The sequence below is a fragment of the Streptomyces sp. NPDC085481 genome, from assembly GCF_044541845.1.
Classification (GTDB): domain Bacteria; phylum Actinomycetota; class Actinomycetes; order Streptomycetales; family Streptomycetaceae; genus Streptomyces.
The window spans coordinates 178,093-200,881 of record NZ_JBITTJ010000008.1 but is presented as its reverse complement, the minus strand read 5'-3'; the positions used below and the strand labels follow the sequence as shown (position 1 = coordinate 200,881).

At 73.1% G+C, this 22,789-nt stretch carries 20 protein-coding genes and 3 pseudogenes; 7 read left to right on the top strand and 16 right to left on the bottom strand.

Features of this window, described 5'->3' with window-relative positions:
- Positions 1-24: 24 nt before the first annotated feature.
- Complete coding sequence (locus ACIGEZ_RS19220) at positions 25-975, bottom strand: endonuclease/exonuclease/phosphatase family protein (protein ID WP_399832517.1); 951 nt, start codon at positions 973-975, stop codon at positions 25-27.
- A 105-nt stretch (positions 976-1,080) separates the two neighbouring features.
- Between ACIGEZ_RS19220 and ligA the strand changes: the two genes are divergently transcribed.
- The 3 genes from ligA (at position 1,081) to ACIGEZ_RS19205 (ending at position 4,409) form a co-directional block, all read left to right on the top strand.
- Positions 1,081-3,126: an NAD-dependent DNA ligase LigA gene (ligA, locus tag ACIGEZ_RS19215; RefSeq protein ID WP_399832515.1), complete on the top strand. Its 2,046-nt coding sequence runs from the start codon at positions 1,081-1,083 to the stop codon at positions 3,124-3,126.
- A gap of 99 nt (positions 3,127-3,225) precedes the next feature.
- A complete protein-coding gene (locus ACIGEZ_RS19210; protein ID WP_399832513.1) occupies positions 3,226-3,885 on the top strand; it encodes a lysophospholipid acyltransferase family protein in 660 nt (219 codons plus the stop codon).
- Positions 3,886-4,016: 131 nt separating this feature from the next.
- Positions 4,017-4,409, top strand: a complete 393-nt coding sequence (locus ACIGEZ_RS19205) for a hypothetical protein (RefSeq protein WP_399832511.1) — start codon at positions 4,017-4,019, stop codon at positions 4,407-4,409.
- A gap of 83 nt (positions 4,410-4,492) precedes the next feature.
- Here ACIGEZ_RS19205 and ACIGEZ_RS19200 read toward each other — a convergent pair whose 3' ends face one another.
- From ACIGEZ_RS19200 to ACIGEZ_RS19170, 7 genes and pseudogenes are all read right to left on the bottom strand, one after another.
- Positions 4,493-5,710, bottom strand: coding sequence for a VWA-like domain-containing protein (locus tag ACIGEZ_RS19200; RefSeq protein ID WP_399832509.1), 1,218 nt, complete (start codon positions 5,708-5,710; stop codon positions 4,493-4,495).
- Positions 5,711-5,721: 11 nt separating this feature from the next.
- Positions 5,722-6,918 carry an AAA family ATPase gene (locus tag ACIGEZ_RS19195; RefSeq protein WP_399832507.1) on the bottom strand — a complete coding sequence of 399 codons (1,197 nt, stop codon included), beginning with the start codon at positions 6,916-6,918 and terminating at the stop codon, positions 5,722-5,724.
- Positions 6,915-8,840, bottom strand: coding sequence for an ankyrin repeat domain-containing protein (locus ACIGEZ_RS19190; protein ID WP_399832505.1), 1,926 nt, complete (start codon positions 8,838-8,840; stop codon positions 6,915-6,917). Before ACIGEZ_RS19190 ends, ACIGEZ_RS19195 begins: the two co-directional genes overlap by 4 nt.
- Positions 8,837-9,991, bottom strand: coding sequence for a gala protein (locus ACIGEZ_RS19185; RefSeq protein ID WP_399832503.1), 1,155 nt, complete (start codon positions 9,989-9,991; stop codon positions 8,837-8,839). The genes ACIGEZ_RS19190 and ACIGEZ_RS19185 overlap by 4 nt, the downstream gene beginning before the upstream one ends.
- 57 nt (positions 9,992-10,048) lie before the next feature.
- Positions 10,049-10,121 (bottom strand): annotated as a pseudogene (locus tag ACIGEZ_RS19180).
- Between the two features lie 159 nt (positions 10,122-10,280).
- Entirely contained in the window at positions 10,281-11,132 is an 852-nt protein-coding gene (locus tag ACIGEZ_RS19175) for a Rieske 2Fe-2S domain-containing protein (RefSeq protein ID WP_399832737.1), read from the bottom strand.
- Positions 11,133-11,294: 162 nt separating this feature from the next.
- On the bottom strand, positions 11,295-11,573 hold the full coding sequence (locus tag ACIGEZ_RS19170; RefSeq protein ID WP_399832501.1) for a hypothetical protein: 279 nt from the start codon (positions 11,571-11,573) through the stop codon (positions 11,295-11,297).
- A 381-nt stretch (positions 11,574-11,954) separates the two neighbouring features.
- Here ACIGEZ_RS19170 and ACIGEZ_RS19165 point away from each other — a divergent pair, with 381 nt between their 5' ends.
- Positions 11,955-13,004: a mechanosensitive ion channel family protein gene (locus tag ACIGEZ_RS19165; RefSeq protein WP_399832499.1), complete on the top strand. Its 1,050-nt coding sequence runs from the start codon at positions 11,955-11,957 to the stop codon at positions 13,002-13,004.
- Here ACIGEZ_RS19165 and ACIGEZ_RS19160 read toward each other — a convergent pair.
- From ACIGEZ_RS19160 to ACIGEZ_RS19150, 3 genes are read right to left on the bottom strand one after another with little or no spacing between them, the layout of a single operon-like run.
- Positions 12,986-13,663: an FkbM family methyltransferase gene (locus ACIGEZ_RS19160; RefSeq protein ID WP_399832497.1), complete on the bottom strand. Its 678-nt coding sequence runs from the start codon at positions 13,661-13,663 to the stop codon at positions 12,986-12,988. The two genes, ACIGEZ_RS19165 and ACIGEZ_RS19160, sit on opposite strands and share 19 nt — an antisense overlap.
- On the bottom strand, positions 13,660-14,943 hold the full coding sequence (locus tag ACIGEZ_RS19155; protein ID WP_399832495.1) for a hypothetical protein: 1,284 nt from the start codon (positions 14,941-14,943) through the stop codon (positions 13,660-13,662). The genes ACIGEZ_RS19160 and ACIGEZ_RS19155 overlap by 4 nt, the downstream gene beginning before the upstream one ends.
- An 11-nt stretch (positions 14,944-14,954) precedes the next feature.
- Positions 14,955-15,839 (bottom strand): hypothetical protein, encoded by an 885-nt coding sequence (locus ACIGEZ_RS19150; protein ID WP_399832493.1) that lies wholly within the window; start codon positions 15,837-15,839, stop codon positions 14,955-14,957.
- 330 nt (positions 15,840-16,169) lie between these two features.
- Between ACIGEZ_RS19150 and ACIGEZ_RS19145 the strand changes: the two genes are divergently transcribed.
- Together ACIGEZ_RS19145 and ACIGEZ_RS19140 are read left to right on the top strand one after the other, a co-directional pair.
- Positions 16,170-16,649: an FAD-dependent oxidoreductase gene (locus ACIGEZ_RS19145; RefSeq protein ID WP_399832491.1), complete on the top strand. Its 480-nt coding sequence runs from the start codon at positions 16,170-16,172 to the stop codon at positions 16,647-16,649.
- A complete protein-coding gene (locus ACIGEZ_RS19140) occupies positions 16,646-17,611 on the top strand; it encodes an NAD(P)/FAD-dependent oxidoreductase (protein ID WP_399832489.1) in 966 nt (321 codons plus the stop codon). Before ACIGEZ_RS19145 ends, ACIGEZ_RS19140 begins: the two co-directional genes overlap by 4 nt.
- Here the strand turns inward: ACIGEZ_RS19140 and ACIGEZ_RS19135 are convergent.
- Complete coding sequence (locus tag ACIGEZ_RS19135; protein ID WP_399832487.1) at positions 17,575-18,171, bottom strand: TetR/AcrR family transcriptional regulator; 597 nt, start codon at positions 18,169-18,171, stop codon at positions 17,575-17,577. The two genes, ACIGEZ_RS19140 and ACIGEZ_RS19135, sit on opposite strands and share 37 nt — an antisense overlap.
- A 48-nt stretch (positions 18,172-18,219) precedes the next feature.
- On the opposite strand from ACIGEZ_RS19135, the gene ACIGEZ_RS19130 reads away from it, so the two are divergent.
- The gene (locus ACIGEZ_RS19130) at positions 18,220-18,768 is read left to right on the top strand and encodes a GNAT family N-acetyltransferase (protein ID WP_399832735.1); all 549 of its coding nucleotides are present in this window, start codon (positions 18,220-18,222) and stop codon (positions 18,766-18,768) included.
- Between the two features lie 48 nt (positions 18,769-18,816).
- Here the strand turns inward: ACIGEZ_RS19130 and ACIGEZ_RS19125 are convergent.
- From ACIGEZ_RS19125 to ACIGEZ_RS19110, 4 genes and pseudogenes are all read right to left on the bottom strand, one after another.
- Positions 18,817-19,509: pseudogene (locus tag ACIGEZ_RS19125) on the bottom strand (chitosanase); the annotation flags it as partial.
- 114 nt (positions 19,510-19,623) lie between these two features.
- Positions 19,624-20,046, bottom strand: a pseudogene (locus ACIGEZ_RS19120) (discoidin domain-containing protein); the annotation flags it as partial.
- Between the two features lie 390 nt (positions 20,047-20,436).
- Positions 20,437-22,125, bottom strand: a complete 1,689-nt coding sequence (locus tag ACIGEZ_RS19115) for an ATP-binding protein (protein WP_399832485.1) — start codon at positions 22,123-22,125, stop codon at positions 20,437-20,439.
- A 49-nt stretch (positions 22,126-22,174) separates the two neighbouring features.
- Positions 22,175-22,714, bottom strand: coding sequence for a hypothetical protein (locus ACIGEZ_RS19110; RefSeq protein ID WP_399832483.1), 540 nt, complete (start codon positions 22,712-22,714; stop codon positions 22,175-22,177).
- Positions 22,715-22,789 lie beyond the last annotated feature (75 nt).

Genomic DNA, 22,789 nt, shown 5'->3' with positions numbered 1-22,789 from the left:
CCGTCCAGGAGCGCACCCGCCAGTTCAGCGCAGCGCGACCCGGGCACTCACCGGCAGGTGGTCGCTGCCGGTGGCGGGCAAGGTGTGCATGGGGCCGACGGTGGCGGAGCGGGCCATGACCTGGTCGATCCGTGCCAGCGGGAAGCCGGCGGGGAAGGTGAAGGCGAAGTCACCGTCCGCCACGCTCATGCGCGAGGTCAGCGGGGCCAGTCCGCGGTCGTCGGTCGTGCCGTTGAGGTCTCCGAGCAGGATCACCGCCTGCTGCTTCTCGCCGGCGATGGCGTCGCCGAGCAGTCGGGCACTCTCGTCACGCAGGGAGGACGCGAGTCCGCTCGCCCCGAGGCGTACCGAGGGCAGGTGCGCGACGTAGGCCGCGATCTCGCCGCGTGGCGTGTGGACCACGGCCCGAAGACCGCGGTTCCATTCCTCCGCGATACCGCGGGGTTTGATGTCCAGCAGCCGGGCGTCACTGAGCGGATGCTTCGACCAGAGCCCGACGGTGCCCCGGACCTCGTGGTACGGATAGCCGGGGGCGAGGGTCCTCTCGTAGACCGGCAGTGCCGAAGGCACCAGTTCCTGCAGCGCGATGAGGTCGGGCCCGGCGTCGGCGAGGGTACGGGCCGTGCCGGCCGGATCGGCGTTCTCGTCGCTGACGTTGTGCTGCACCACCACGAGGTCGTGGGCGCCGCCCTTCGCCGTGGGCAGGAGCAGGCCGCCGAACTGGTAGGTCCAGGCCGCCACCGGTAGCAGCAGGGCCACCAGCGCGATGGCCGAGCGGCGCAGCAGGGCCATGCCGAACAGCGCCGGCACCACCAGGCCCAGCCACGGCAGGAACGTCTCCCCCAGGCTTCCCAGGTGACCCACGGAGTTGGGGACCGTCCAGGGGAACGCCAGGAGTCCCGCCGTCAGCACCGCGAGCACGGCGAGCACGCGCCCCCGCTTCACACCGCGGCCCACCGAATCCACCATGCCCATCCGTCCGTTGGAGATCGCTTCCCAAGACGAGCCGGAAGGCGAATCGGTTCTCGCGGCGCCAGGACGAAGAACGCCGTTGTCAGACCCCTGCGCAAAGATCGACGCATGACGACGACTGCTGCACCTGCCGCTCCCCTGGCCGACCGCACCGCGTACGACGCGGCCGTGTCCAAGGCGCTCGCCGCCTCCCGGGCGTACTACGGCGACGGCGAGGCCGTTCTCGGCGATGCCTCCTACGACGCCCTGGCCCGCCGGATAGCCGCGTACGAGCGCGAGCACCCGGAGCACCGGCGCGACGACAGCCCGAGCGGCAAGGTCGGCGGCGGCGTGGCGCCGGTCGGCGACGTCGCCCACACCGTGCCCATGCTCTCCCTCGACAACGTCTTCGACGCCGAGGAGCTGGTGAAGTGGGACGCCTCCCTGGCACGGCGCATCGGCGGCCCCGCCGAGGGCGGGTACGCGGTGGAGCCGAAGCTGGACGGCGCGGCGATCGCGGCGCGTTACCGCGACGGCCGCCTCGTCCAGCTCGTCGGCCGCGGGGACGGCACGCACGGCGAGGACCTCTCGCACGCCATCGGCAGCATCGTCGGCCTGCCCGAACTCCTGCCGACCGCAGCCACATGCGAGATACGCGGCGAGGTCCTCCTGACCCGTACGCAGTTCGAGAAGGCCAACGCGACCCGGCTCGCCCACGGCGCGAAGGTGTTCTCCAACCCGCGCAACGGCACGGCCGGCACCCTGCGCGCCAAGGACCGCCCCTATGTCATCGAGACGACCTTCTTCGGCTACGGCGCCATCGCCCTGGAGGGGGCCGGGTTCCCGCACGGCGAGACGCACGAGGACGTCATGGAGCACGTCCGGGCCCTGGGCGTCCAGACCACGGCCGTGACGGAGGTCGGGCTGCGCGTGTACGAGACGCTGGCAGAGGTCCAGGCCCGCGTGGACGAGATCGGCAGGCTGCGCGCGGGCCTGCCGTTCGGGATCGACGGCGTCGTGATCAAGGCGAACAGTTTCGCCGAGCAGGCGGCGGCCGGGCTCGCCACCCGACACCCGCACTGGGCGATCGCCTACAAGCTGCCGGCCGTCGAGGCGCAGACGAAGCTCGTCGCGGTGGAGTGGAACGTCGGACGCACCGGCATCATCGCCCCGCGCGCCGTCCTGGAACCGGTGGAGGTCGACGGCAGCGTCGTCCAGTACGCGACCCTGCACAACCCGGCGTTCATACGCGACAGCGGCATGATGATCGGCGACACGGTCATGGTGTGGAAGGCCGGCGACATCATCCCGCGCATCGAGGCGCCGGTCGTGGCCCTGCGCACCGGCGAGGAGACGGACATCGTCCTGCCCGAGGCGTGCCCGAAGTGCGGCGGGGACATCGACACGTCCGGCGAGCGCTGGGAGTGCGCCGACGGCGCGGGCGGCGGCTGTGGTCTGCTGGCGGCCCTTCGCTACGCCGTGGGGCGTGACCAGCTCGACGTCGACGGGCTCGGTACGACGTACATCGAGGCGCTCGTCGAGTCCGGGTGCGTCGCCGACGTCGCCGACCTGTTCACGCTGACCCGCGAGCAGCTGGCCGAGGCGACCCGCAGCGAGAAGCGCGCGGACGCCCTCCTGGAGCAGATCGGCCAGGCCAAGGCCAAGCCGCTGAACCGGGTCTTCTGCGCGCTGGGCATCGTACGGACCGGGCGCACGCTCTCGCGCGAGATCGCCCGGCACTTCGGCACGATGGACGCGGTGCGCGCCGCGGACGCGGAGGAGCTCGGGCAGGTGAACAAGCTGCCGGGCGCGAACGCCCCGAAGATCGCCGCGCATATCGCCGCGATGGGTCCGGTCATCGACAAGCTCGTCGCCGCCGGGGTGAACATGACCGAACCCGTCGCCGAAGCCGCGAGCGTCGCCGGCGGCAAGCCCCTGGACGGCGCGGTCGTCGTCGTCACCGGCGGGATGAACGGCCCGCTGGCCGGACGCAACCGCACGCAGATGAACGAGCTCGTCGAGAACGCCGGCGGCACCACGTCGAGCAGCGTGTCGAAGAGGACGACGATCCTCGTCGCGGGCGAGAACGCCGGCTCGAAGCTGGCCAAGGCCCGGGAACTCGGCACCAGGGTCCTCACCGAAGAGGAGTTCGCCGCCCTGATCGCCGACCACTGAGTAGGGAGACGGCCGGCCGCTGAGTACCGGAGCTCAGGCCGAGGCGGCGGGCGGTGCCGAACATGGAGGAAGTCCCGTCGCCGACCTCGGGGAGATCACGTGCTCAGCCGTATCGCCGGAGCCCTGGTACCGGCCGTGGGCCGACTCACCGTGAGCACGGACGCCCGCGCGGAGTTCGCCCCCGGCAGCATCGTCGTCGCGAACCACACCTCGCTCGCCGATCCGGCGATCGTCCTCGCCGCGCTTCACCGTCTGGGCGTCGAGCCGGTCGTCGCGGCCACGGCCGGGCTGTGGCGCGTCCCCTGGCTCGGTCGGGCGCTCACCCGCGAGGGCCACATCCCGGTGCACCGCAACAGCGCCCGCGCCGCCGACACCCTCGACCTCGCCGCGGCAGCGCTCGCCGACGGGCGAGTGGTGCTCGTCTACGCGGAGGGCGGCCTTCCGCGCCGCAGGGACGCCACCGAGGCACCACCGGAAGCCTTCCGTAGCGGCATCGCCCGCCTCTCGCACCGCACGGGCGCCCCGGTCGTACCGATCGGTCAAGCGGGTGCGCGCCGCGTCGCCTCGGGGGGTACGGCCAAGCAGGTCGCCGGCCTCGCCACCGCACCCCTGCGACGGCCCGGGCTGCACGTACACGTCGGCCCGCCGGTCAGGTTGACCGGCGACGCGGCGGCGCGAACGGCGCAGGCATACACGGCGGTTACGGCCGCGTGGCGCACTGCCTGCTGGTGTCGTTGTCTGGCCATGCTCAGGCGATGACGGAGGCCGGCCCGCTGAGATGCCCGGTACCGGGCCGCGCAGTCTGCGATCGACCGCTGATAATGGCATCACCGGGCCGGCTCGCGCGCGTAGGTGGCCGTGGCCCGGCCGAGCGGAGAGACGAAGGATCGATGACGTGGAAAGAGGGCCAGCGGGTGCGGCTGGCGGCGGATGTCCGGTTGGCCGGTTCGGTCACCCTGGGCGAGGGCTCTCCCGCGGAGACGGGGGCCGTCGCCGGATTCCTCGCCCTGGCGGCGGGTACCGAGGGCACCGTCGAGCGGGTCGACGAGCACGATGAGCAGAGCAAGGAAGTCCGCGAGTACGTACGGCTGAAGTCGCTCCTCGACGACTTCGGCCACCAGATGCCGCCGGGGAGCAGGAAGCAGCTCGAGGAGCAGATCGGCTCTCTGGAACCCGAGTGGATCGCCTATCGGGAGCGCGGGCTCCGCGTGACCGTCCGCGTCCGCCTCGACAACGGATTCGTCCTCGACGAGGCCGCCGAGGGCGTCTTCACCTCCGCCTGACCACGGGAGGATCCCGCCGGCCGGCTCGGTCAGCGTGAGCGCCCTGCGCCCGGGCTTCGAAGCGTCGCCCGGCCCGACGGCGTTCAGCGGGCGGCCGGGGAGGCGACCCGTACCGTCTCGGCCCAGGCGGGGGGCTGGGGAGCGTCCTCGCCGATCAGGGCGGCGATGAGGCGACAGGAGACGGGTTCCGGCGGCCAGGGTGTGTGACCGTCGGTCAGCACGACGACGATCTGCGGCGGTTCGGGAGCGGCGAGAGCCGCACGGATGCCGACGGTCATGTCCGTGCCACCACCGCCCGCCAGTTCGACCTGGTCGACGGCGGTCACCCTGGCGACGGCGTGGACGTCGGCGTCGCAGGCGAGGACGGCGACCCGGTTGCCGCCGACCCCGACCTCACGCAGCACGCCCGACACCTCGGCGAGCGCGGCCGCGAGGTCGTCCTCGCGCATCGAGCCGGACGTGTCGACGACGATCGCCACGCGCGGAAGCGGCCGGCGCAGGCTGGGCAGCACCACGCGGCCGCCGAGCGCCGGAGTGCGGCGCGACGGGCGCCGGTAGGTGTAGTCGACCGAGCCGCCGGCCCACGCGGCGGCCTCGCGTACGGCGCCGGTCAGGGCCTTGCGCCAGTCGACGGTGGGTTCCAGGACCTCGTCCGCCCAGCGCCGCCAGCCCGCCGGCACCGATCCCCGGGAACGCCGGTGCGCGCGGACGGCCTCGGCGGTCTGGCGGCGCAGGGCCTCGGCCTCGACCGGGCCGATCCCGGCCACGCCCTCGCCGCCGCGCTCCCCCAGGTCCCAGGGCGCCGGGACGCCGTGCGCGCCGGACCCGCAGTCCACCGAGTGGTGCGGTGTGGCCGGGATGCCGGGCAGGTACGCCTCGAAGAGGCCCCCCTCGCGCAGACCGAACAGGCGCGGCTCCATGCGCCCTTCGGGCAGACGCAGGCCGTCGGAGATCAGGTCGTCGTTGATCTCGCAGTCCTGGGCGATGTTGACCCGGAGGCGGTCGCGCTGGTCGGCCGCGGGCAGCCGGTCGGCCCGGCCGTGGTGGTCGCGCAGGAGGTGCGCGGCCTCGTGGATCCACACCCCGGCGAGCTCCTCGACGTCGGTCGCGCCGACGAAGGCGGGTGCGACGTAGCAGCGCCAGTGGCGGTCGACGGCCATCGTGCGCACGTGCGGGGAGGCGACGACCGTCAACGCGTAGAGGGCGGAGACGAGGTACGGGCGTGCCTCGGCCGCCTTGTAACGCGCGGCCAGCAGCTTGGCGCGGTCAAGGCCGTCGGCCGGTCCCCCGGTGGCAGCCACGGGGCGCCCGGTCAGCGCGCGCCCGGCAGGGCGCCGGCGAGCTGGAGCAGTTCCAGGAAGGCGTCGATCCCGGGAGGGATCGGCCAATCGGGTTCGCGCAGGGCGGCCAGGTCGCGGGCGGCCCGCGCGGCCACGTCGGGCACGCCGGCGTCCACGGCCTTCGCGAGGACGTCCCAACCCGCTTCCCAGCGAGGGCGGGTGGGTTCGCTCTGCACCGCGGCGACGACCGCGATGAGGAACGCCAGCTGCCGGTCGCCGCGTTCGGGCAGGGCGAAGGCGGACGGGTCGGCGAGCACCCGGTCGGGGTCGGGCAGGTCGAGGTTCTCCAGGTACGAGAGGAGTTCGATGCCGGCCGCCTCGCCGACGGCGCCCATCAGGGCCGCGGCCTGCGCGTCGCGGCCCGCGCCGGACGCGTACCCGGCGGCGAGCAGGCGCAGCGCCATCTCCCATGTACGCGGCGACGGCCAGGCGCGGCCGCGGCTCTCGGCGTCCTTCGGCATGTGGTGGACCAGGCCGGGCCGGGCGGTCAGGAATCCGCTGATCACGCCGCGGGCGCGGGCGACCGCGCCGGAGACTCGCCCGGGATCCACCGTGGGCAGGACGGTCTCGGGCCAGGTGCCCGCCATGCCGCGTGCGACGGTGCGCGGGTCGTGCGTCCAGTCGAGGTGGACGAAGCGGTTGGCGAGGGGCGGGCTGAGGTGCCAGCCGTCGGCGGCGCTGGAGGGCGGGTTGGCGGCGGCGACGATCCGTACCGGCTCCGGCAGGGCCAGGCTGCCGACCCGGCGTTCGAGGACGACGCGGAGCAGGGCGGCCTGCACGGCGGGCGGCGCGGAGGACAGCTCGTCGAAGAACAGCAGGCCGTGCCCGGTGCGCGCGAGGCGGACGGCCCAGTCCGGCGGGGCCATCGGCACGCCCGAGACGGCGGGGTCGTCGCCGACGATCGGCAGTCCGGCGAAGTCGGACGGCTCGTGGACGCTGGCGACGACCGTCTCCAGGTGGACGCCGAGTGCGGCGGCGAGCTGCTCCATGCCCGCGGACTTGCCGATGCCTGGTTCACCCCACAGCAGGACGGGCTGATTGGCCGTCACGGCCAGGGCGAGGGCCTCCAGTTGGGGGTTGCCGGCCGGTTCGGTCCGCGTGGCGCGCAGACGGGCGTTGAGGGCGTCGGCGGCCGCGAGGGCGGCGGGTACGGGAGGGAAGCCGGTCATGCGTGGGTGTCCTCGTCGTGGGGTCCTTCGGAACAGCCCAGCATCTCGGACGGCTCGTCCCCCTCGGACGGCTCGTCCCCCTCGGACGGCTCGTCCCCCTCGGACGGCTCGTCCTCCGCGGAAGGCTCGTCCTCCGCGTCCCAGTCGGGCTCGGAGTCGCGCTCGCTCATGTAGTCGTCGAACCACTCCGAACCGATGCCGGGGTGTTCCTTCAGCACGAGCCGGCGCAGGAACATCAGGTCGGTTCGTTCGTAGCGGCGGATGACCTGGGCGAGCGAGAGCTCCATGTCGTCGGTCACGTCGGTCCTGGCACCCGCGTCGAGGAGATCCCTCACCAGGGCGGCCGTTCCTCCGCAGTGGACGGCGTTCTGGAGCGGGGTGCGCCGGGTGTTGTCCCTCGCCTCCAGGTCGAGGCCGGCGGCCAGCAGACGCGGCAGCAGCATGCCGTGGTCGAGCAGGTGGAGGAGGTGCAGCAGGCCGCGTCCGGAGCGGTCGCGGACACGGGGGTCCGTGCCGGCGTCGAGCAGCGCCAGTACGGCCGGGGTGTCCCCGTGCTGGACGTGCTGGAACAGCTCGCGCTGCTGGGCCCGCAGGGCGCGCGGCAGCCGTCCTTCGCCGCTGGTCCAGGCGTGCCGGGCCGCGAAGCAGCCGGATATGGTGCCGCCGAAGGCCCGCAGGGCGAGTTCGCGCTGCTGCTCCTGCTCGGTGTGCGGGATGTCGAGTACGCCGTCCCTGGAGACGACCTCGTGCCACACGCCGCCGCAGCGGACCCGGACCGGCGCGGGCGGCTTCGGGCCGGTCGGCCCGGCGGCGGGTCCGGCCTGGGGGAACAGGGCGGCGGTGACCGACGGGTGCAGGTCCTCGGGCCGGATCCGGCCGGCGCGCAGCAGGCCGATGTCGGGCAGTCGCTGCCAGGCGTATTCCGGCAGGAGGAGGGAGTTCTCCTCCTGCCCTCGCTCCCGGCCGACGACGTGCGCCGGGGCGCCGTCGGCGTCCGCGGGGTCGAGGGCGATGTGCAGGTGGCCGCGCCATTCCACGGGGATGCGGAACCGCGTGCCGCGTCCGGCCCGCTCCAGCAGGCGGATCTCGGGGGCCAGGCGCGTGAGGTCGGGAACGACGAAGCGGACGAGCTCGGCGACGTCGAGGTCCCGGTAGGAGCGGGGGCCCCGGGGTGGGGTGGTCAGGTCGAGGTCGAGTCCGGCGGCGGCGTACGCCTCCACGTGGGCGCCGCGCGCCTGGAGCACGGCGACCCACTCGGCGCGGGCCGCCGGGTCGGCGGCCCCCGGGTCCGCGGCGGGCAGTTCCTCGGGGGTGAGCGGGGTGCCGTCCGGGTGGAGGAAGGGCACGCGGCCGGAGTCGACGGAGCCGGCGCTGTAGCGCAGTTCGGCGGTGCGGCGAGCGTCCCAGAAGCGGCGGGCGGCTGTCCAGTCCTCGGTGCCGTACGTCAGGCCGTGGAGCCGGTCGCGCGAAGGCTCGACGGCGGGACCGAAGTGCAGCCTGAGCCGCTGCGGCCCTGCCAGCATCGGGGAGGTCGTCAGCGACAGGACGGGTCCCGTGCTCCCGTACGCGGCGAGGACGACGCGCCGGGCGGCGGTGAGCGTGGTGTGGCCGCCGAGTGCACGCGGCAGGTGCCAGCGCAGCAGGTCCGGGGCCAGGTGGAGCAGGTCGTCGGCCACCCGGGCGGCGACATCGGCGCCGTACCGGTCGGCGATCCGCTCCGGGTCGAGCTCGTCCGGGACGTCCGTCGCGGCAACGGCGCAGGCGGCCTTCCAGTCACCGGCCAGGCGTGCCTCAGTGGCGCGTTCGATCATCCAGCGCGGGACGGCGTAGCGGCGGATCCGGGCCCACGCGGAGGTGTCGGCGGGCGCGAGGAGCCCGGGCGGCGCCGGTTGCGGATTCGTCGGTACGCGGGGCGAACTCATCGGTACACGCTGCCGATCGCGCGCAGGTCGGGGTGGGTCGGCCGGGCGGGGCGCAGTCGCTCGGCGAAGGACCGCTTGACGCGTCGGGGCAGGCCGGGGCCGAGCCCCACGTACTCGAGGCGGTGCCCTTCGGGCAATGCGCCGAGCAGGCTCTTCGCCCCGCGACCGGTGATGCCGGTGTGGCGCAGTTCGAGGCGGCGCAGCGGGCTGCCGGGCAGGGCGTCGGCCAGGGCGCGGGCGCCGTCGTCGCCGGTGGTGTTGCCGGTGGAGCCGAGGCTGCGCTCCGACATGGCCCGGCCGAGGTCGAGGGTCTCGATGCCGTCGAGGGCGTCGGCGAGGGCACGGGCGCCCCCGGGGCCGATGCCGTTGCCGCCGAGGCCGAGCCGGACCGGCCTGGCGGGGTCGGCCGCGGCGGCCAGGACGGCGGTGCCCTCGTCGCCGAGGTGGTTGGCCGTCAGGTAGAGCTCGCGGACGCCGGCGTCGCGGACGAGTGCGGCGAGCAGCGGCGCGTCGGCGGCACTCAGGCCGTTGCCGCCGAGGAAGAGCCGCTCCAGCGGGGCCTCCCGGTCCAGAAGGGCGTCGAGGAGGACTCGTACGCCCGCCGGGCCGATTCCGGAATTGACCAAGTCCAGGGTGCGCAAGGTGGTGTTGCGGTGCAGCAGTCCGGCGACGGTGTGGGCACCGGCCTCCAGGACGGGGTTCCGCTTGAGCCACAGGGCGCGGACCGTGGTGTCGTCGGCGAGTGCCCCGGCGAGCGCGGCCACGCCGGCCGGACCGATGCGGTTGCACCCGAGGTAGAGGGTGTGGATGCCGTGGGAGGCGCCGGCGTCCCACGCCGCGACCAGTGCGCCGGCGACCGACCGGACGCCGTCGTCGCCCAGGGAGTTGGTGCCGAGGAGCAGGTGCACGGCGTGCGGGGAGACCGTGGCGGCGGGTAGCAGCCGGGCGGCGCCGTCGGGGCCGAGTCCCTGCTTGCACAGGTCCACGCGGCCGTCGGCGCGCAGGGTGCCGAGGGGGAACGTCTCGTCGGCGGTGAGGGGCCGCGCGTCCGCGAGCCGGGCCGTCAGCGGCGCGAGCCCCGCGGGGTCGGCGAGCGGCAGATCGGGGTGCTCGATCGCGGGGCAGCGTACGGGCGTTGTCGGCTGGGTCATCACCACTCCACCGGTCCTTCGCCGGGGCCCGGCGTCCGCGTCGACATCAAGCAGGCGCAAGACCGGTCGGATTCGAACCGACGTCCTCCAGCTCGATGCGTGGGCGCGACGACCTCTGCGCTACGGCCTTGCTGCGGAGATCATAGCCACTCACCCACCCGGTTTCGATCACCAGTTTGACGGGTCGCTCGTCGACCACCGCCGGTCGACCACCGCCGGTCGACCACCTCGCGCCGACCGGCGGCTGACCGCCCGCCGCCCGCGGAGCCACGTACGACGTCGCACGAGGTCATGCCGAGCTCCTGTGTCGTGGCTGCCGGAAGCGGGCCTCGACGCGGCCGTCGATGATCCGGGTGTCGAAGGCGGGTTGGGGAGCTGTGGCCGGGCCGGTGACGTTCCAGCCGTCGGTCAGGCGGAAGGTGCTGCCGTGCCAGGGGCAGCGCACGCACCCGTCGACGATCTCGCCCTCGGCGAGCGGACCTGCCATGTGGCTGCACCGCTCCGCCAGGACCCGGACCGTGTCGTCGTCCGTCCGTACGACGACCACGGCCACCTCGCCGACATGGCCACGGCGCGGCCGGCCCGGCGGGAGGTCCGCGAAAGCCGCGACCGGGTGCCAGCCCGGCGGGACGAGCACGCTGACCTGTTCGGCGTGGTTCGCGCCCGCGGCCTGCCGGTACGCGAGATGCCCACCGATGGCACCGGTCGCGCCGGTCACGGCCAGGCCGCAGAAGCCCCAGACCCGGCCACGCCGGTAGCGGCCCTGGCAGCGGGCGATCAGGGAGGCGGCGTAGAGCGATACGCCCACGACGTTGGCAGCCGCGTGGACCAGGCCGACGCGCTGCTGCGGACGCCGTAGCTCGGCCCAGTCGACCCAGCCGGCGACGGCCGCGGCGGGCACCCCGGCGAGGCCCGCGCCGACGAGCACCCGTGCCGCGCGCTGCTGGCCGGGCAGGAGGTCGAGGACCGCCGCGGACAGCCACGCGCCGATGGGGAGCTGCACGAGCAGAGGGTGTACCGGGTGACCGAGCCATCGTCCGTGGAGCACGTCCCGGGAGGCACCGAGAGGCACCTTCCGTACGGTTCCGCGCATGCCATCCACGAGACGGTCGGCACGCGGGGAGTTCTCCAGTCGGTCCATCGCCCTCAGGATGAGCCCGGGCTCCTGCGCGGAGGGCAGTACCGACCGCAGGGCGGGCGGGAAAGTGTTCATGCTGCGCGGGTTACCCCTCGCAGGGCGATGAAACGGGCGGTTTCCGGTCCGGGCCGGGGCCACCCGGCCAGGGCCGCTGCGAGCAGACGGTCACGCCGCTGTCGAGCCGGCCGGGCGGGCGATGGTGGCGGGGCCGACGACCGTGAGGGGTATTCCCTGGCCCTCGCAGAGCCGTCGCGCGCGGGCCAGCGCGCTGAGGGTGGCGGGGGACGGGTCGGAGGTGGGCAGCTGGAGGCGGACGAGCCGGGGGCGATGGGTGAAGAAGAGGGCTTCCGTCCTCAGGACCGCCGCTGCTCGGCTGGTGACGTCGAGATCGCTCAGGAGCGTGATGTGCAGGACGCCGTCCTCGAAGGCGTGGCTGAGGAGCATGGCGGTCTCCTTCCGCTGCTCGCCGGGTGCGGCCCTCTCCTGCGGGACGCTTCGCTCGGCGAGCGCGGCAGGGGGCTGAACCAGTATGCGTGAAGGGTGCCGCGTACACATGTTCTCGGCGTGTGCCGGCTCGTATCCGGGGCGTATGCGGGCCACCCTCGTGGATGGCGTGTGTGTGACGGCGTCGAATCTCGATGCTTTGACGTGCTCCTCCGGTCGACGCCCGGCACGGGTCGCGAGAGGATGCGGCTGAGCAGAGGACGCCCGGTTCCTGAGCCGCCCGGTTCCTGCGGGCCGAGGCACCCCGCGCGGTGGGTTTGGCGGGCGGCTCGGCGGTGAGACGAGGGGAACGGCCGTGTTCCACTCGTCGACTGGGGAGCCATGGAGAGCCTGCTTCGACTCGCGATCGTGCTCGGCGGCTCGGTGCTGGTCACCCTCGCCGTCGGTCGCGCGGCGGACCGGCTGGCGCGGCGCGCGGACGCGCGCCATGCCGAGACCCCGCTGTGGGGGCTGCTGCGCCGGTGCCGCCCGCCGTTGTACGTCGTCCTGCTGACCGCCCTGCTCAGGTGGTCCCACCGCGCCTCCGACTGGGCGCCGTTGCGGGACCACCGGGAGGTCGTCGACCACGTCCTGCTGCTGTGCCTGATCGGTGGCGGCGCCTGGCTGGCGGTGCGGGTCGCCTCGGCCGTCGTCGAGTCCTCGTACGCACGCTACGCCGTACGGTCCCGCGATCCGGCCCGGGTGCGCCGGGTCCGTACCCAGGTCACGCTCATCATGCGGGTCGTGGCCGTCGCCGTCGGCGTGCTCGCCGCGGCCGTGGCCCTGGTCACCTTCCCGTCCTTCCGCACCCTGGGCACCTCCCTGCTCGCCTCCGCCGGGATCGTCGGCATCGTCGCGGGCGTCGCGGCGCAATCGACGCTCGGGAACCTCTTCGCCGGATTCCAGATCGCATTCGGCGACATGGTCCGCATCGGCGACACGGTCGTCGTCGGCGGCGAATGGGGACAGGTGGAGGAGGTGACCCTGACCTTCCTCACCGTACGGACCTGGGACGAGCGCCGGGTCACACTCCCGGTCTCGTACTTCACCTCGCGGCCGTTCGAGAACTGGTCGCGCGGCGGCGCGGAGGTGACCGGGACGGTCTTCGTCCACTGCGATCACTCCACGCCCGTCGCGCCGATGCGCGCACGGCTGAGGGAGTTCCTCGGCCTCTGCCCCACCTGGGACGGCCGGGGCTGGGACCTCGCCGTCACGGACACCTCCCCCACCGGCATCACCGTCCGCGCGCTCGTGACCGCCAAGGACGCCGACGACCTCTGGACGACCCGCTGCGCCGTGCGGGAGGAGCTCGTCCGCTGGCTCGCGCGCGAGCACCCCGAGGCGCTCCCGCGGGTCGTCACCGCGCCCGCGGATCACGCGAGGCGGCGGTGACGCCACGCCGCGCTGCGCCAGGCGGGGCCCGTCGCCGTGACGGGTGAGGGCCGGACGAAGCAGTCGTCGCAGCCCAGTTCACCGGCCCACAGGTAGCCCTGGCCTTCGAGGAAGTCGCGGACCGCGGACCGGGCGGGCAGCCAGTTGTGTTCGACGGTGAGGACGCGGACGTCGTACTCGTCGAAGGGGAAACTCCGCAGGAGGGCCAGCTCGGAGCCCTCGGTGTCCAGGCTCCAGTAGTCGAGGACCGACGGCGCTCCGAACTCGCGCAGTACCGAACGGATGGTGCGGGCCGGTCGTCGTACGGTCGGTGGCGGCCGGTCGGGGACGGTGCCGAGGAGCCGGCGGGCGCAGTCGAGCAGGACGGGGTGGTACTCGTCCAGGATGCCGCCGACCGTGCCGGCTTCGACGAAGTCGACCTCTCCCGCCCGGTCGTAGAGGCAGCAGTTCACGCTGTGGCAGCGGCGGTTGCGGACGAGCTCGGTGAAGAAGCGGGGGTTCGGTTCGACGCAGATGCCCGACCAGTCGTACGAGGTCTCCAGCAGGTGGGTGTTGCTGGCGTCCACACCGTCCGAGGCCCCCGAGTCGAGGAAGAAGCCGCCCCGCAGCCCGTTCAGGGCCCGGACCACGAACAGGTCCTGGCCGTATTGGGAGGTCATGCGCGTCGCGGCCGGGACCGGGCCCGGGTGAAGGCTCCCGAGCGCCAGGCCGCCGCTCCGCCGGCGCCGGTCGGCAGGCCGGAGTCGCCCTGGGGGTTGCGGTGGTGGACGTCGTCCGCTCGCTCGCCGTACAGCATGGTGATGTTGATGCGGCGGTTCTCATACCCGGGCCGGAACCGTACGCCGTCGGTGCCGTGGAACAGGTCCGAGTCGAAGAGGACGGCCCGGTTCGCGCGATAGGGGATGCGGACCGCTCCGACCTGCCGGGTCTCCAGGTACGAGCCGATGATGTCGGGCCGGCCGTTGTAGGTGTCGAAGTCCCAGTCGGCGGGCGCGTCGGCGCGGTGGACGAGCAGACCGCCGCTGCCGGGGTCGAGGTTCGCCTCGGTCGGGGTGATCCAGAAGTTGACGTTGACCGCCGCGAAGTCCGCGTGGGTGTGGCCGGAGCGCGGCAGGTCGGGTCCGTTCTTGAAGGCCCACAGCTGCCGCAGGGGATAACGGTGACCGATGACCTCGGGCAGCGCCTCGGCCAGTTCCTCGGCGATCTGCAACAGCAGCGGGCAGTTGAAGCCGTCCCGGAAGAACGCGCCGAGCCGCCCGTGGGCGTACCGGTTGGCGGACCAGACCGTCGATTCCAGGCAGAACGCGCGAAGGCTGTCCAGCGCCTCGGGCGTGAGCAGGTCGTCGATCACCACGACACCGAAGCCGTCGCCGAGGTAGCGCGCCTGCACGGCCGTCCGGTCCCAGCCGCAGGCGAGCGCCCGGTCCAGGCGGGGCGCGGTTCCGAGGTGCAGCAGGCGGTTGTAGACGTGGCCGATCGCCGCGCGGTCCTCGTCCGCCATGGGCGTCTGGCCGAACTCGCCCTCGGCGACGAGTCGTTCGGCGACCGTCTCGTACCTGCCGATGACGAGGTCGTACCCCTCGCCGAGGAGGCCGCGGGCGCGGAGGTAACGCAGCTGCTCGATGTCGTGCCGCAGCTTGGCGACGGACAGGTGGGGCACCGGCAGCGGGCGCAGCGATTCCGCTGACGTTGTGGGGCGTCCGTCCGCGTCGGCGCCGCTGCGCCAGCGGGCGAGGGCCAGCACGCGGCCCAGCTCGCCAGCGGTGGCGTAGTCCCGGGCGTCCATCGCCTCCCAGGCGACCCGGTCGAGCCAGGCCAGGTTCTCGTCGGTGGCCGTCTCGGGGCGCCGCCACAGGTCGAGGCACTCGTCCGTATGTCCGAGCCGGGCGAGCCGGAGCGTCGTGTCCCGTACCTCGGCGGCGTCGACGGGATCGGCCACCTCCGTGGTCCTCACCGCACGCCTTCGGGTCGGTCCAGCAGCCCGCGGTCGCGCAGATCGACGGCGTACCGCATCAGCGCCTCCAGTGCCACGGCCCCGGGGGCGGAGCCGAAGAGCCGGCCCGCGTCGCCGACGGTCACGGAGGAGGGATCGGCGTCCGCGGCCAAGGACACGTGCGTGCCACTCGACTCCGTCAACGGGTCCGTACCACTACCCCCCGTCGACATGTGCGTACCACTCACCTCCGTAGCCGACGCCGGCACCGACACATGCGTGCCACTCGACTCCGTCAACGGGTCCGTACCACTACCCCCCGTCGACATGTGCGTACCACTCACCTCCGTAGCCGACGCCGGCACCGACACATGCGTGCCACTCGACTCCGTCAACGGGTCCGTGCCGCTGCCGCCGGTCGACATGTGCGTACCGCTCACCTCCGTGCCGAACGTCGTGGCCGTCGGCGCTCCGAAGATGCCGCTGTCGGCGATGATCTGCGGGAGTGAGGCGTCGAATCCGACGATGCCGGCCTGCTCGCCGGACGTGCCCGTCAGAGCGGTCACGACGGACTCGGCGCGGTTGTCGATCACCGCTCGGCCGAAGCCCGCCATGCCGTGGTCCGTCCTGGCCCGGTCGTTCCGGGGCCGGCGGGCGTAGTCGCGCAGCCAGCGTACGAGGCCCGGGTTGGACATCACGGCGTAGATGAGCCGGTTGGTGTCGTCGGCCTGACGGTCCGTCAGCCGCTCGCCGCGCACGTACTCCGCGAGCATCTGGGCCGGGTCGGTGACGAACTGCTCCCGGAGGAGGAAGTCCGTCGCCATCGCCTTGAAGAGCGCCTGGATCCGGCGCGCCGCCGCGGCACCGCGCAGTGGCGACGTCACATGTTCCTGAAGGTCCACGCCATGCCTGCTCTCACTCGTCGGAACGCCGCCGCTCACCGCACGCGGCCCGGGGTGGGCACGGCGGTGCCGCCGCCCGCAGCGGAATGTATCCGACATTTGCCGTGAACAGTACAAGTAGCGTCAAGCCGTCGCGAAGGATGCCCGGTCTGGCGTAGGAGACGGCGGGCGCGGTGGCGGCGTGGGGTGGTGATCGTGCGCCCGTAGTGATCCTTTGCGCGGGGCGGCCGGGGGCGCGGGCCATTGAGGCCGGGGCTTCCACCTGCGCATCGTTGAGACTCGGCGGCGGCCGGCCGCCGCCCGGCACGGATCAGTCGTCAGCCACTAGACGTGAGCGAGAGCGCATTGAGGAAGCATCTTCCCTGGGGCAGGGCCGTGGTCATCGGCGGCAGTTACGCGGGCCTGGTGACCGCCCGGGTCCTCGCCGACTTCTTCGACGAGGTCGTCCTGCTGGAGCGGGACCCCGTCGACGAGCGGACCGGCAGCCATCCGGGGGCACCGCAGGGCTATCACGCGCACGCCATGCTGGCCAAGGGCGGCGAGGTCCTCGAGAAGCTCTTCCCCGGACTGCGCGAGGAGTTGCGGGCGGCCGGGGCGCCGGTGTTCGACTACGGGGAGGGGATCGACTTCCTGCTGCCGTCCGGGAAGGCGCCGCGGACGCGGACGGGAGTCGAGATCCAGACGTTCACGCGGGACGAGCTGGAGCGGCGGTTGCGGGGCAGGGTACTCGCTCTGCCGCAGGTCAGGCTGATGGCGGGGACCTCGTGTACGGGGCTCGTGAACGACGGGCTGGGGGGGTGGGCGGGGTGACGTACCGCTGCGGCGACGACGCCGGCGGACAGGAGCAGCGGCCCACCGAGCTGACCGAGCCGACCGAGCTGACCGCCGATCTGGTCGTCGACGCCTCGGGGCGCTCCAGCTCCCTGGAGACCTGGCTGGGCGCGCTGGGTGTCACGGTGCCCGCGAAGCGCACGGTGAAGGCGAAGGTCACGTACACGTCGATGAACTTCGACCGGCCCGAGGAAGGGCATCCCGACTTCTTCGTCGCCTACCAGATGCTGTTCGCGCCGCGCGTCGCCCAGGCCGGGGTGCTGCTGGCTGTCGAGGGGGGCCGGTGGACGTGCTCGCTGTTCGGGTTCCAGCAGCAGCCGCCGACCGACGACGCCGGCTACCTGGAGTTCGCGCACGGCCTGGACAACCCGAACCTGGCCGAGCAGCTCGCCCGGCGCACCGTACAGGAGCCCACGTACCGGTACACCAACGTGGACAACCAGTGGCGGCCCTACCACACCGTCAAGGACTGGCCGGACCGGCTGGTCGCGGTCGGGGACGCGGTGTGCGTGTTCAACCCCGTGTACGGGCAGGGGCTCACCGTCGCCGCGATGGAGGCCGAGCTGCTGCACGGGATGCTCGCACGGCGCCGCGCCGCGGGCGGCGGGCTCGAGGGCGTCGCGCGGGACTTCCAGCGGCGCGTCGGGCGCCTGCTCCTCGCGCCCTGGACGCTGTCGACCAACTCGGACCTGATGTGGAACCCGCGACAGCGGGCCGCCGGGGCCCGGTTCGCCCACTGGTACAACACGCGACTGTTCCGGGTGGCGGTGAAGGACGCGTCCGTGTGGTCGCGGTTCGTGAAGGTGGTCAACATGACGGCCTCCCCCGCCGTCCTGTTCCACCCGGTCGTCGCGGCGAAGGTGCTGTTCGCCGCGTTCGCCTCGGCGCAGCCGGCTCCGGCCCGTCAGGGCGCGGACGGGGGTGACAAGGTCGCCAGGTAGTCGTCGAGGAGTTCGGCCTGGCGCTCGGGTGGGAACGCCGCCGGGTTGAACAGGGCCTGGACCACCAGGCCGAGGACGAAGGACTGGGCGCCGGCGGCGATGCGCTCGGGGTCTCCCTCCGGGAGTTCGCCGAGCTCCTGCGCGGCGGCGACCAGATCGGTCATCCGGGCCCGGCTCCGGCCGTATTTGCGGGCGTAGTCGCCGGTCAGGACGGGGTCGGCCAGGGCGGTGTCCCAGGAGGAGACCCAGATGCGGTTGCTCGCGGTGGCCTCGGGGGTCAGCGGCAGGATGTCGAGCAGGACGGTCCTGAGGGCGTCGAGGCCCCGCCCGGGGGCGCGGCGGGGGCGGGAGGCGGTGCGTTCCTCGAGGAGGTCGAGGGCGTGGGCCACCAGGTCGCGCTTGGCCGGGAAGTAGTGGGTGAGCAGGCCGGTGGTCGCGCCGAGTTCGGCGGCGACGGCGCGCATGGTCAGGCCGTTGAAGCCCTGCGCGGCGAGCACCCGCCAGACCGCTTCGGAGACGTCGCGGCGGCGGGCTTCGTGGTCACCCTTCGTACGTGGCATGCTGCTACCGTACATAACCATAACGCTTGTTGTGTGAATGGGGTCACCATGTTCTCCCTCGCCCTGCGGGACGACGCCGTCCTGCGCCCGCTCGAGGTCTGGCACGCCGAGGAGTTCGCCGCCCATCTGGACCGGGCCCGTGAGCACATCCGGCCATGGGTCGGACCCGCCTTCGTCACGACGGACGTGGAGGGAGCCCGGGGCACCCTGCGGCGGTACGCCGAGCGCCGCGCCGCTGACGCCGGCGGGCTCTACGGCATCTGGCTGGAGGGCGCCCTGGTCGGCGGCGTGATGTTCACGGACTTCAGCGCCGCCGCGGAGTCCTGCGAGGTCGGCTGCTGGCTGGAGCCCGCCGCCGAAGGCCGCGGCCTGGTGACGCCGGCGTGCGAGGCGCTCCTCGACTGGGCCCTGGTCGAGCGCGGGGCCCACCGCGCCGAGTGGCACTGCCGCGCCGACAACGCGCGCAGCTCCGCCGTCGCCGAACGCCTCGGCATGACGCTCGAAGGGACCCGCCGCGAAGCCTGGTCCTTCGGCGGCACGCGCCACGACAAGCAGATCTGGGCCGTCCTCGCTCCCGAGTGGCGGGCCCGCCGGTGACCTCCCGTGCGGTACGGGGCCGGCGTGCGGCCCCGTACCGGCGCCGGGTCAGCTGGTGAGGGAGAACGCCTCGCCGTAGACGCTCCAGTAGAGCGGGATGTTCAGGTCGAGGTTGCCCTCGTTCAGGAAGCGGCGCTGGGCCGTGCTGACGCGGGTGGTGTCGCTGTGCGCCTCCTCCTTGCGCATCTCCTCCTCGCGGGCGTCGAGGAAGGCCTTCAGGTACGCCTTCTCGTCGCCGCCCCTGGACGGCGGCGTGGCGCGGGAGAGGGCGACCGAGCGGATGCTGCGGAAGCCGGACTCGCCGTGCATGACGGCGGCGTCGTAGTAGGCGAACTGGCCCAGTGCCCGCAGTCCGTCCTGCTTGGCCTGGGAGACAGCGGGGTTGAAGTAGACGCGGTCGCGCTCCTCCTCCTGCGTCTGCTGGAACACCGAGTCCTGTGCGGCCTGACGCCAGGCGCTCGTGAAGCCCGGGTCCAGTCCCTCGTGCGAGTCGGTTCCGTCGACAGCCCGCAGGGCGCCCAGGTAGCGGGCGAGCGGATTGCCCGGCTTCTTCTGGGTGTAGCGCTCGACCAGGTCCAACATGTCGCCCGTACCGGAGCAGAAGCCGATGATGCCCGCGGTGTAGCCGCGGCCGTCGCCGATGTCCTCGATGTACGCGAACTGGGCGCGCCAGTCGAGGGAGGAGTTCTCGAAGCTCGACACCAGCTTCATGGCGACCTCCTTCTTGCGGGGGTCGTTCAGGTCGGTGCCGGTGGACGGCGGCGGGGTGGTCGAGCCGGAGCCGTACGCCTCGACCTCCCAGAGCGAGTAGCCGTACGACGTGCCACGCTGCGTACCGAAGACGCGGAGGTAGAGGCCGGAGCCGCTGACGGTGAGGTCGTCGGTACCGCCGTCTCCGGAGGTGGTGGCGTAGACCTGGCGCCAGGTCGAGCCGTCGTCGGAGAGCTCGACGCGGTAGGCCTTGGCGTACGCCGCCTCCCACTTGAGGACGACCCGGTTGACGGCCGTCGCCGAACCGAGGTCTATGCGGATCCACTGGTTGTCGACGCCCTCGGCGCTGGCCCAGCGGGTGGAGGTGGAGCCGTCGACGGCCTTGGCACCGCCGAGCGAGCTGGTCTCGGTGGAGGAGGTGGTGACGGGGCGGTTGGCGGCGAGGTTGGGGGCCGCGGCGGAGGCGGACGAGAGGCCGGACAGGGTGGGGAGAAGGACGCCGGTCGCCGCGGCGACGACGAGTGCGGCGAGGCGGCGGCCGCGGAGCGCGTTGATCGTGGGGGGCATGTCACTCCAACTCTGGAAGTCTCTGAGGATCTCTGGGACGGCGGAGCGTGACACTGATAGGAAAGCTTCCTATCTTTTGGTGAGGGTGAGATTAGGGGGCGGGTTTGCGGGGCGCAAGGGGTAGGGAGAGAAAGGGAGTTGAGGGCATCGACAGGCGGCGACGGCTGCTGACTCCGCCGACTGCCTCCGCCGGCCGCATACTTCATGCGGGTCCATCCGGACAACGCCAGGGCGCTGCGGTGCTACGAGGGCCCCGGATTCGCGCGAGTCGGCTCCGGCCTCACCGCCGAGTGGAACGCCGTCCAGCCGGTCGACCACGTCTGGCTCCGGCACGAAGCGGCACCGTCGGCGGCCGACGCCCTTCGCCCGCTTCAGGCCGATCGCCGACCGTCACGCGCGGGCGGGTACGTCCTCCGGAATCATCACCAGCGCCGTCGTGCCCCCGGTGTCGGACGGACGGAGCGTGATGCGGATGCCGTGCCGCTGGGAGAGTCGTGCGGCCACGAAGAGACCCATGCGGCGGGAGACGTGGACGCTCACGACGGGTGGGGTGGCGAGGCGTTCGTTGATCTCACCGAGTTGATCGGGCGGCAGGCCGATGCCCGAGTCGTGGATCTCGACCAGGACGCGGCCGTCGGGCAGCACGGTGCCGAGGACACGGACCCTGGTCTGCGGGGAGGAGAACGCGGTGGCGTTCTCGAGCAGCTCGGCCAGCAGGTGGACGAGGTCGTTGACGGCGCGGCCGGAGATGTCGATCGTGGACACGGCCTCCAGTTCGATGCGTTCGTACCACTCCACCTCGGAGGCGGCGGCGCGTAGTACGTCGACGAGGGCGACCGGATGGGCGGACCTGCGGCGGTCCGGGCGGTCGCCCGCGATGACGAGGAGACTGCTGGCGTTGCGGCGCATGCGGGTCGCGTAGTGGTCGACCTTGGAGATCGCCGACAGCCGGCCCGGGTCGTCCTCGCGGGACTCCAGCTCGGAGAGCAGCGCCAGCTGCCGGTGGACGAGGCCCTGGGAGCGGCGCGAGAGGCTGGTGAACATCAGGTTCACGTTGCCCCGCAGGAGCGCCTGTTCGGCGGCCAGGCGGACCGCCTCGCGGATCAGCGAGTCGATGGCGGAGGCCAGCTGACCGACCTCCGGGTTGGCGTAGCTGCCGACCGACCGCACCGGCGGGTCGACGTCGTGCGGTCCCGAGACGGCCAGCCGCTCGACCAGTTCGGGCAGGTAGACGTGGGCTGCCTGTGCGGTGGCCTCGCGCAGCTTGGCGAGGTCGCCGGACGATGCCCGCCTCCACCAGCGCGCCAGGGGGTGGTCGTGGGGGGATGCGGGCTGCGTCGAGGGGTCCTGCGCTGCCTCGGTGACCGCGGCCCCGGTCCAGTCGGCGGCGTCCTCGTGGAGGGCGAGCTCGTCGTCCAGGGCTTGCTCGGCGGCCGTGAGGGAGCGGTCGACCTCGCGGTGGATCCGGCTGCTGATGGCGTGGTCGCGCCGGGCCAGCTCCAGTTCCGCGAGGTGTTCCCGTACGAGCTCCCCGAGCCGGTCGCGTTCGGCCAGCGCCATGTCCCGCTCGCGCCGCACCTCCTGTGCGTCGCGGAGCGCGCCGGCCACCGCGCCTTCCAGTCCGAGCAGCCCGGCGAGGAGTTCCTCCCGGCGCCGCTGCTCCTCGGCGATCTGGTCGCGCAGCTCCGCGACGGTCTGCTCCGCCGCGGTCAGCCGGACCCGCGCCTCCTCCAGCTCGTCCCTCAGTACGTACACCTCGTGCCGCTGGGGTTCGTGGACCAGGCACGCGGCCAGGCACTCCGCGCGTACCGCGGCCTTCACCTCGGCTCGGAGCCGCGAGCCGGTCCGGCTGTGCACCGCCTCGTCGAGCTTGTCCAGGAAGCCGATCTCGGGCAGCCGCTGCCCTTTGAGGTAGCGGGAGAGCGTGGAGGCGTCGACGCCCAGCAGGCCCTCCAGCCTGAGGAGCGTCAGGCCCAGGCTTGCGTAGAACTCGCGTAACCGCTCGGCCCAGACGGTCATCTCCGGCCCCAGCTTGGGGTCCAGCGGCCCCAGTGAGCGCCCCCGCCGTGATTCGTGCATCCCCCGCAACAACCCCCTGCCCGCGGCCCGAGTCGCTTTCTCCGCCCCGTCATTTTGGCGCACCCGGGCAACAAACCTGTCGCCTCTCGTGCAAGATCCGGCCACCTGCGACGTTCGCGGTGCGCCCGCAGATCCGGGCGCGCACCGGAACGGAGAAGCACATGGACATCGTCAAGGCGCTCGTGGAGCTGGGGTCTTCGGCCTTGCAGCTGGCCGCTGCCGCGCTCGGGACCGGCCTCGCCTGGCGGGCGGTCAGGAATCGACGGCGGGGAGACGACGGGAACTGACAGGGCGTCGGCGTGACGGGGCGGGCCGCGGGGGCGCTGCTGACGGACCTGGTGGTCGCCGCCTTCAAGGAAGCATGACGCGCCGGAGCGGCGAGCCGGATCCGCTCCAGTGGATACGCGGCGTGCGGCCGCCCGAGCACCGCGAGCACCGCGAGCACCGCGAGCACCGCGAGCACCGCGAGCACCGCGAGCACCGCGAGCACCGCGAGCACCGCGGAGCCGTACAGGCACTCCCCGAGCACGCTCCCGCCGAGCAAAGTCAGGACGAGGTGGACGACGGCGACGGTCCGGGACGCGGTCACCTTGCCTCAGGGCTGCCTGGGCATGTCCGCCGGCGCGGCGGCCCCGTCCGGTGCGGAAGGGACGGGGCCGCGTCC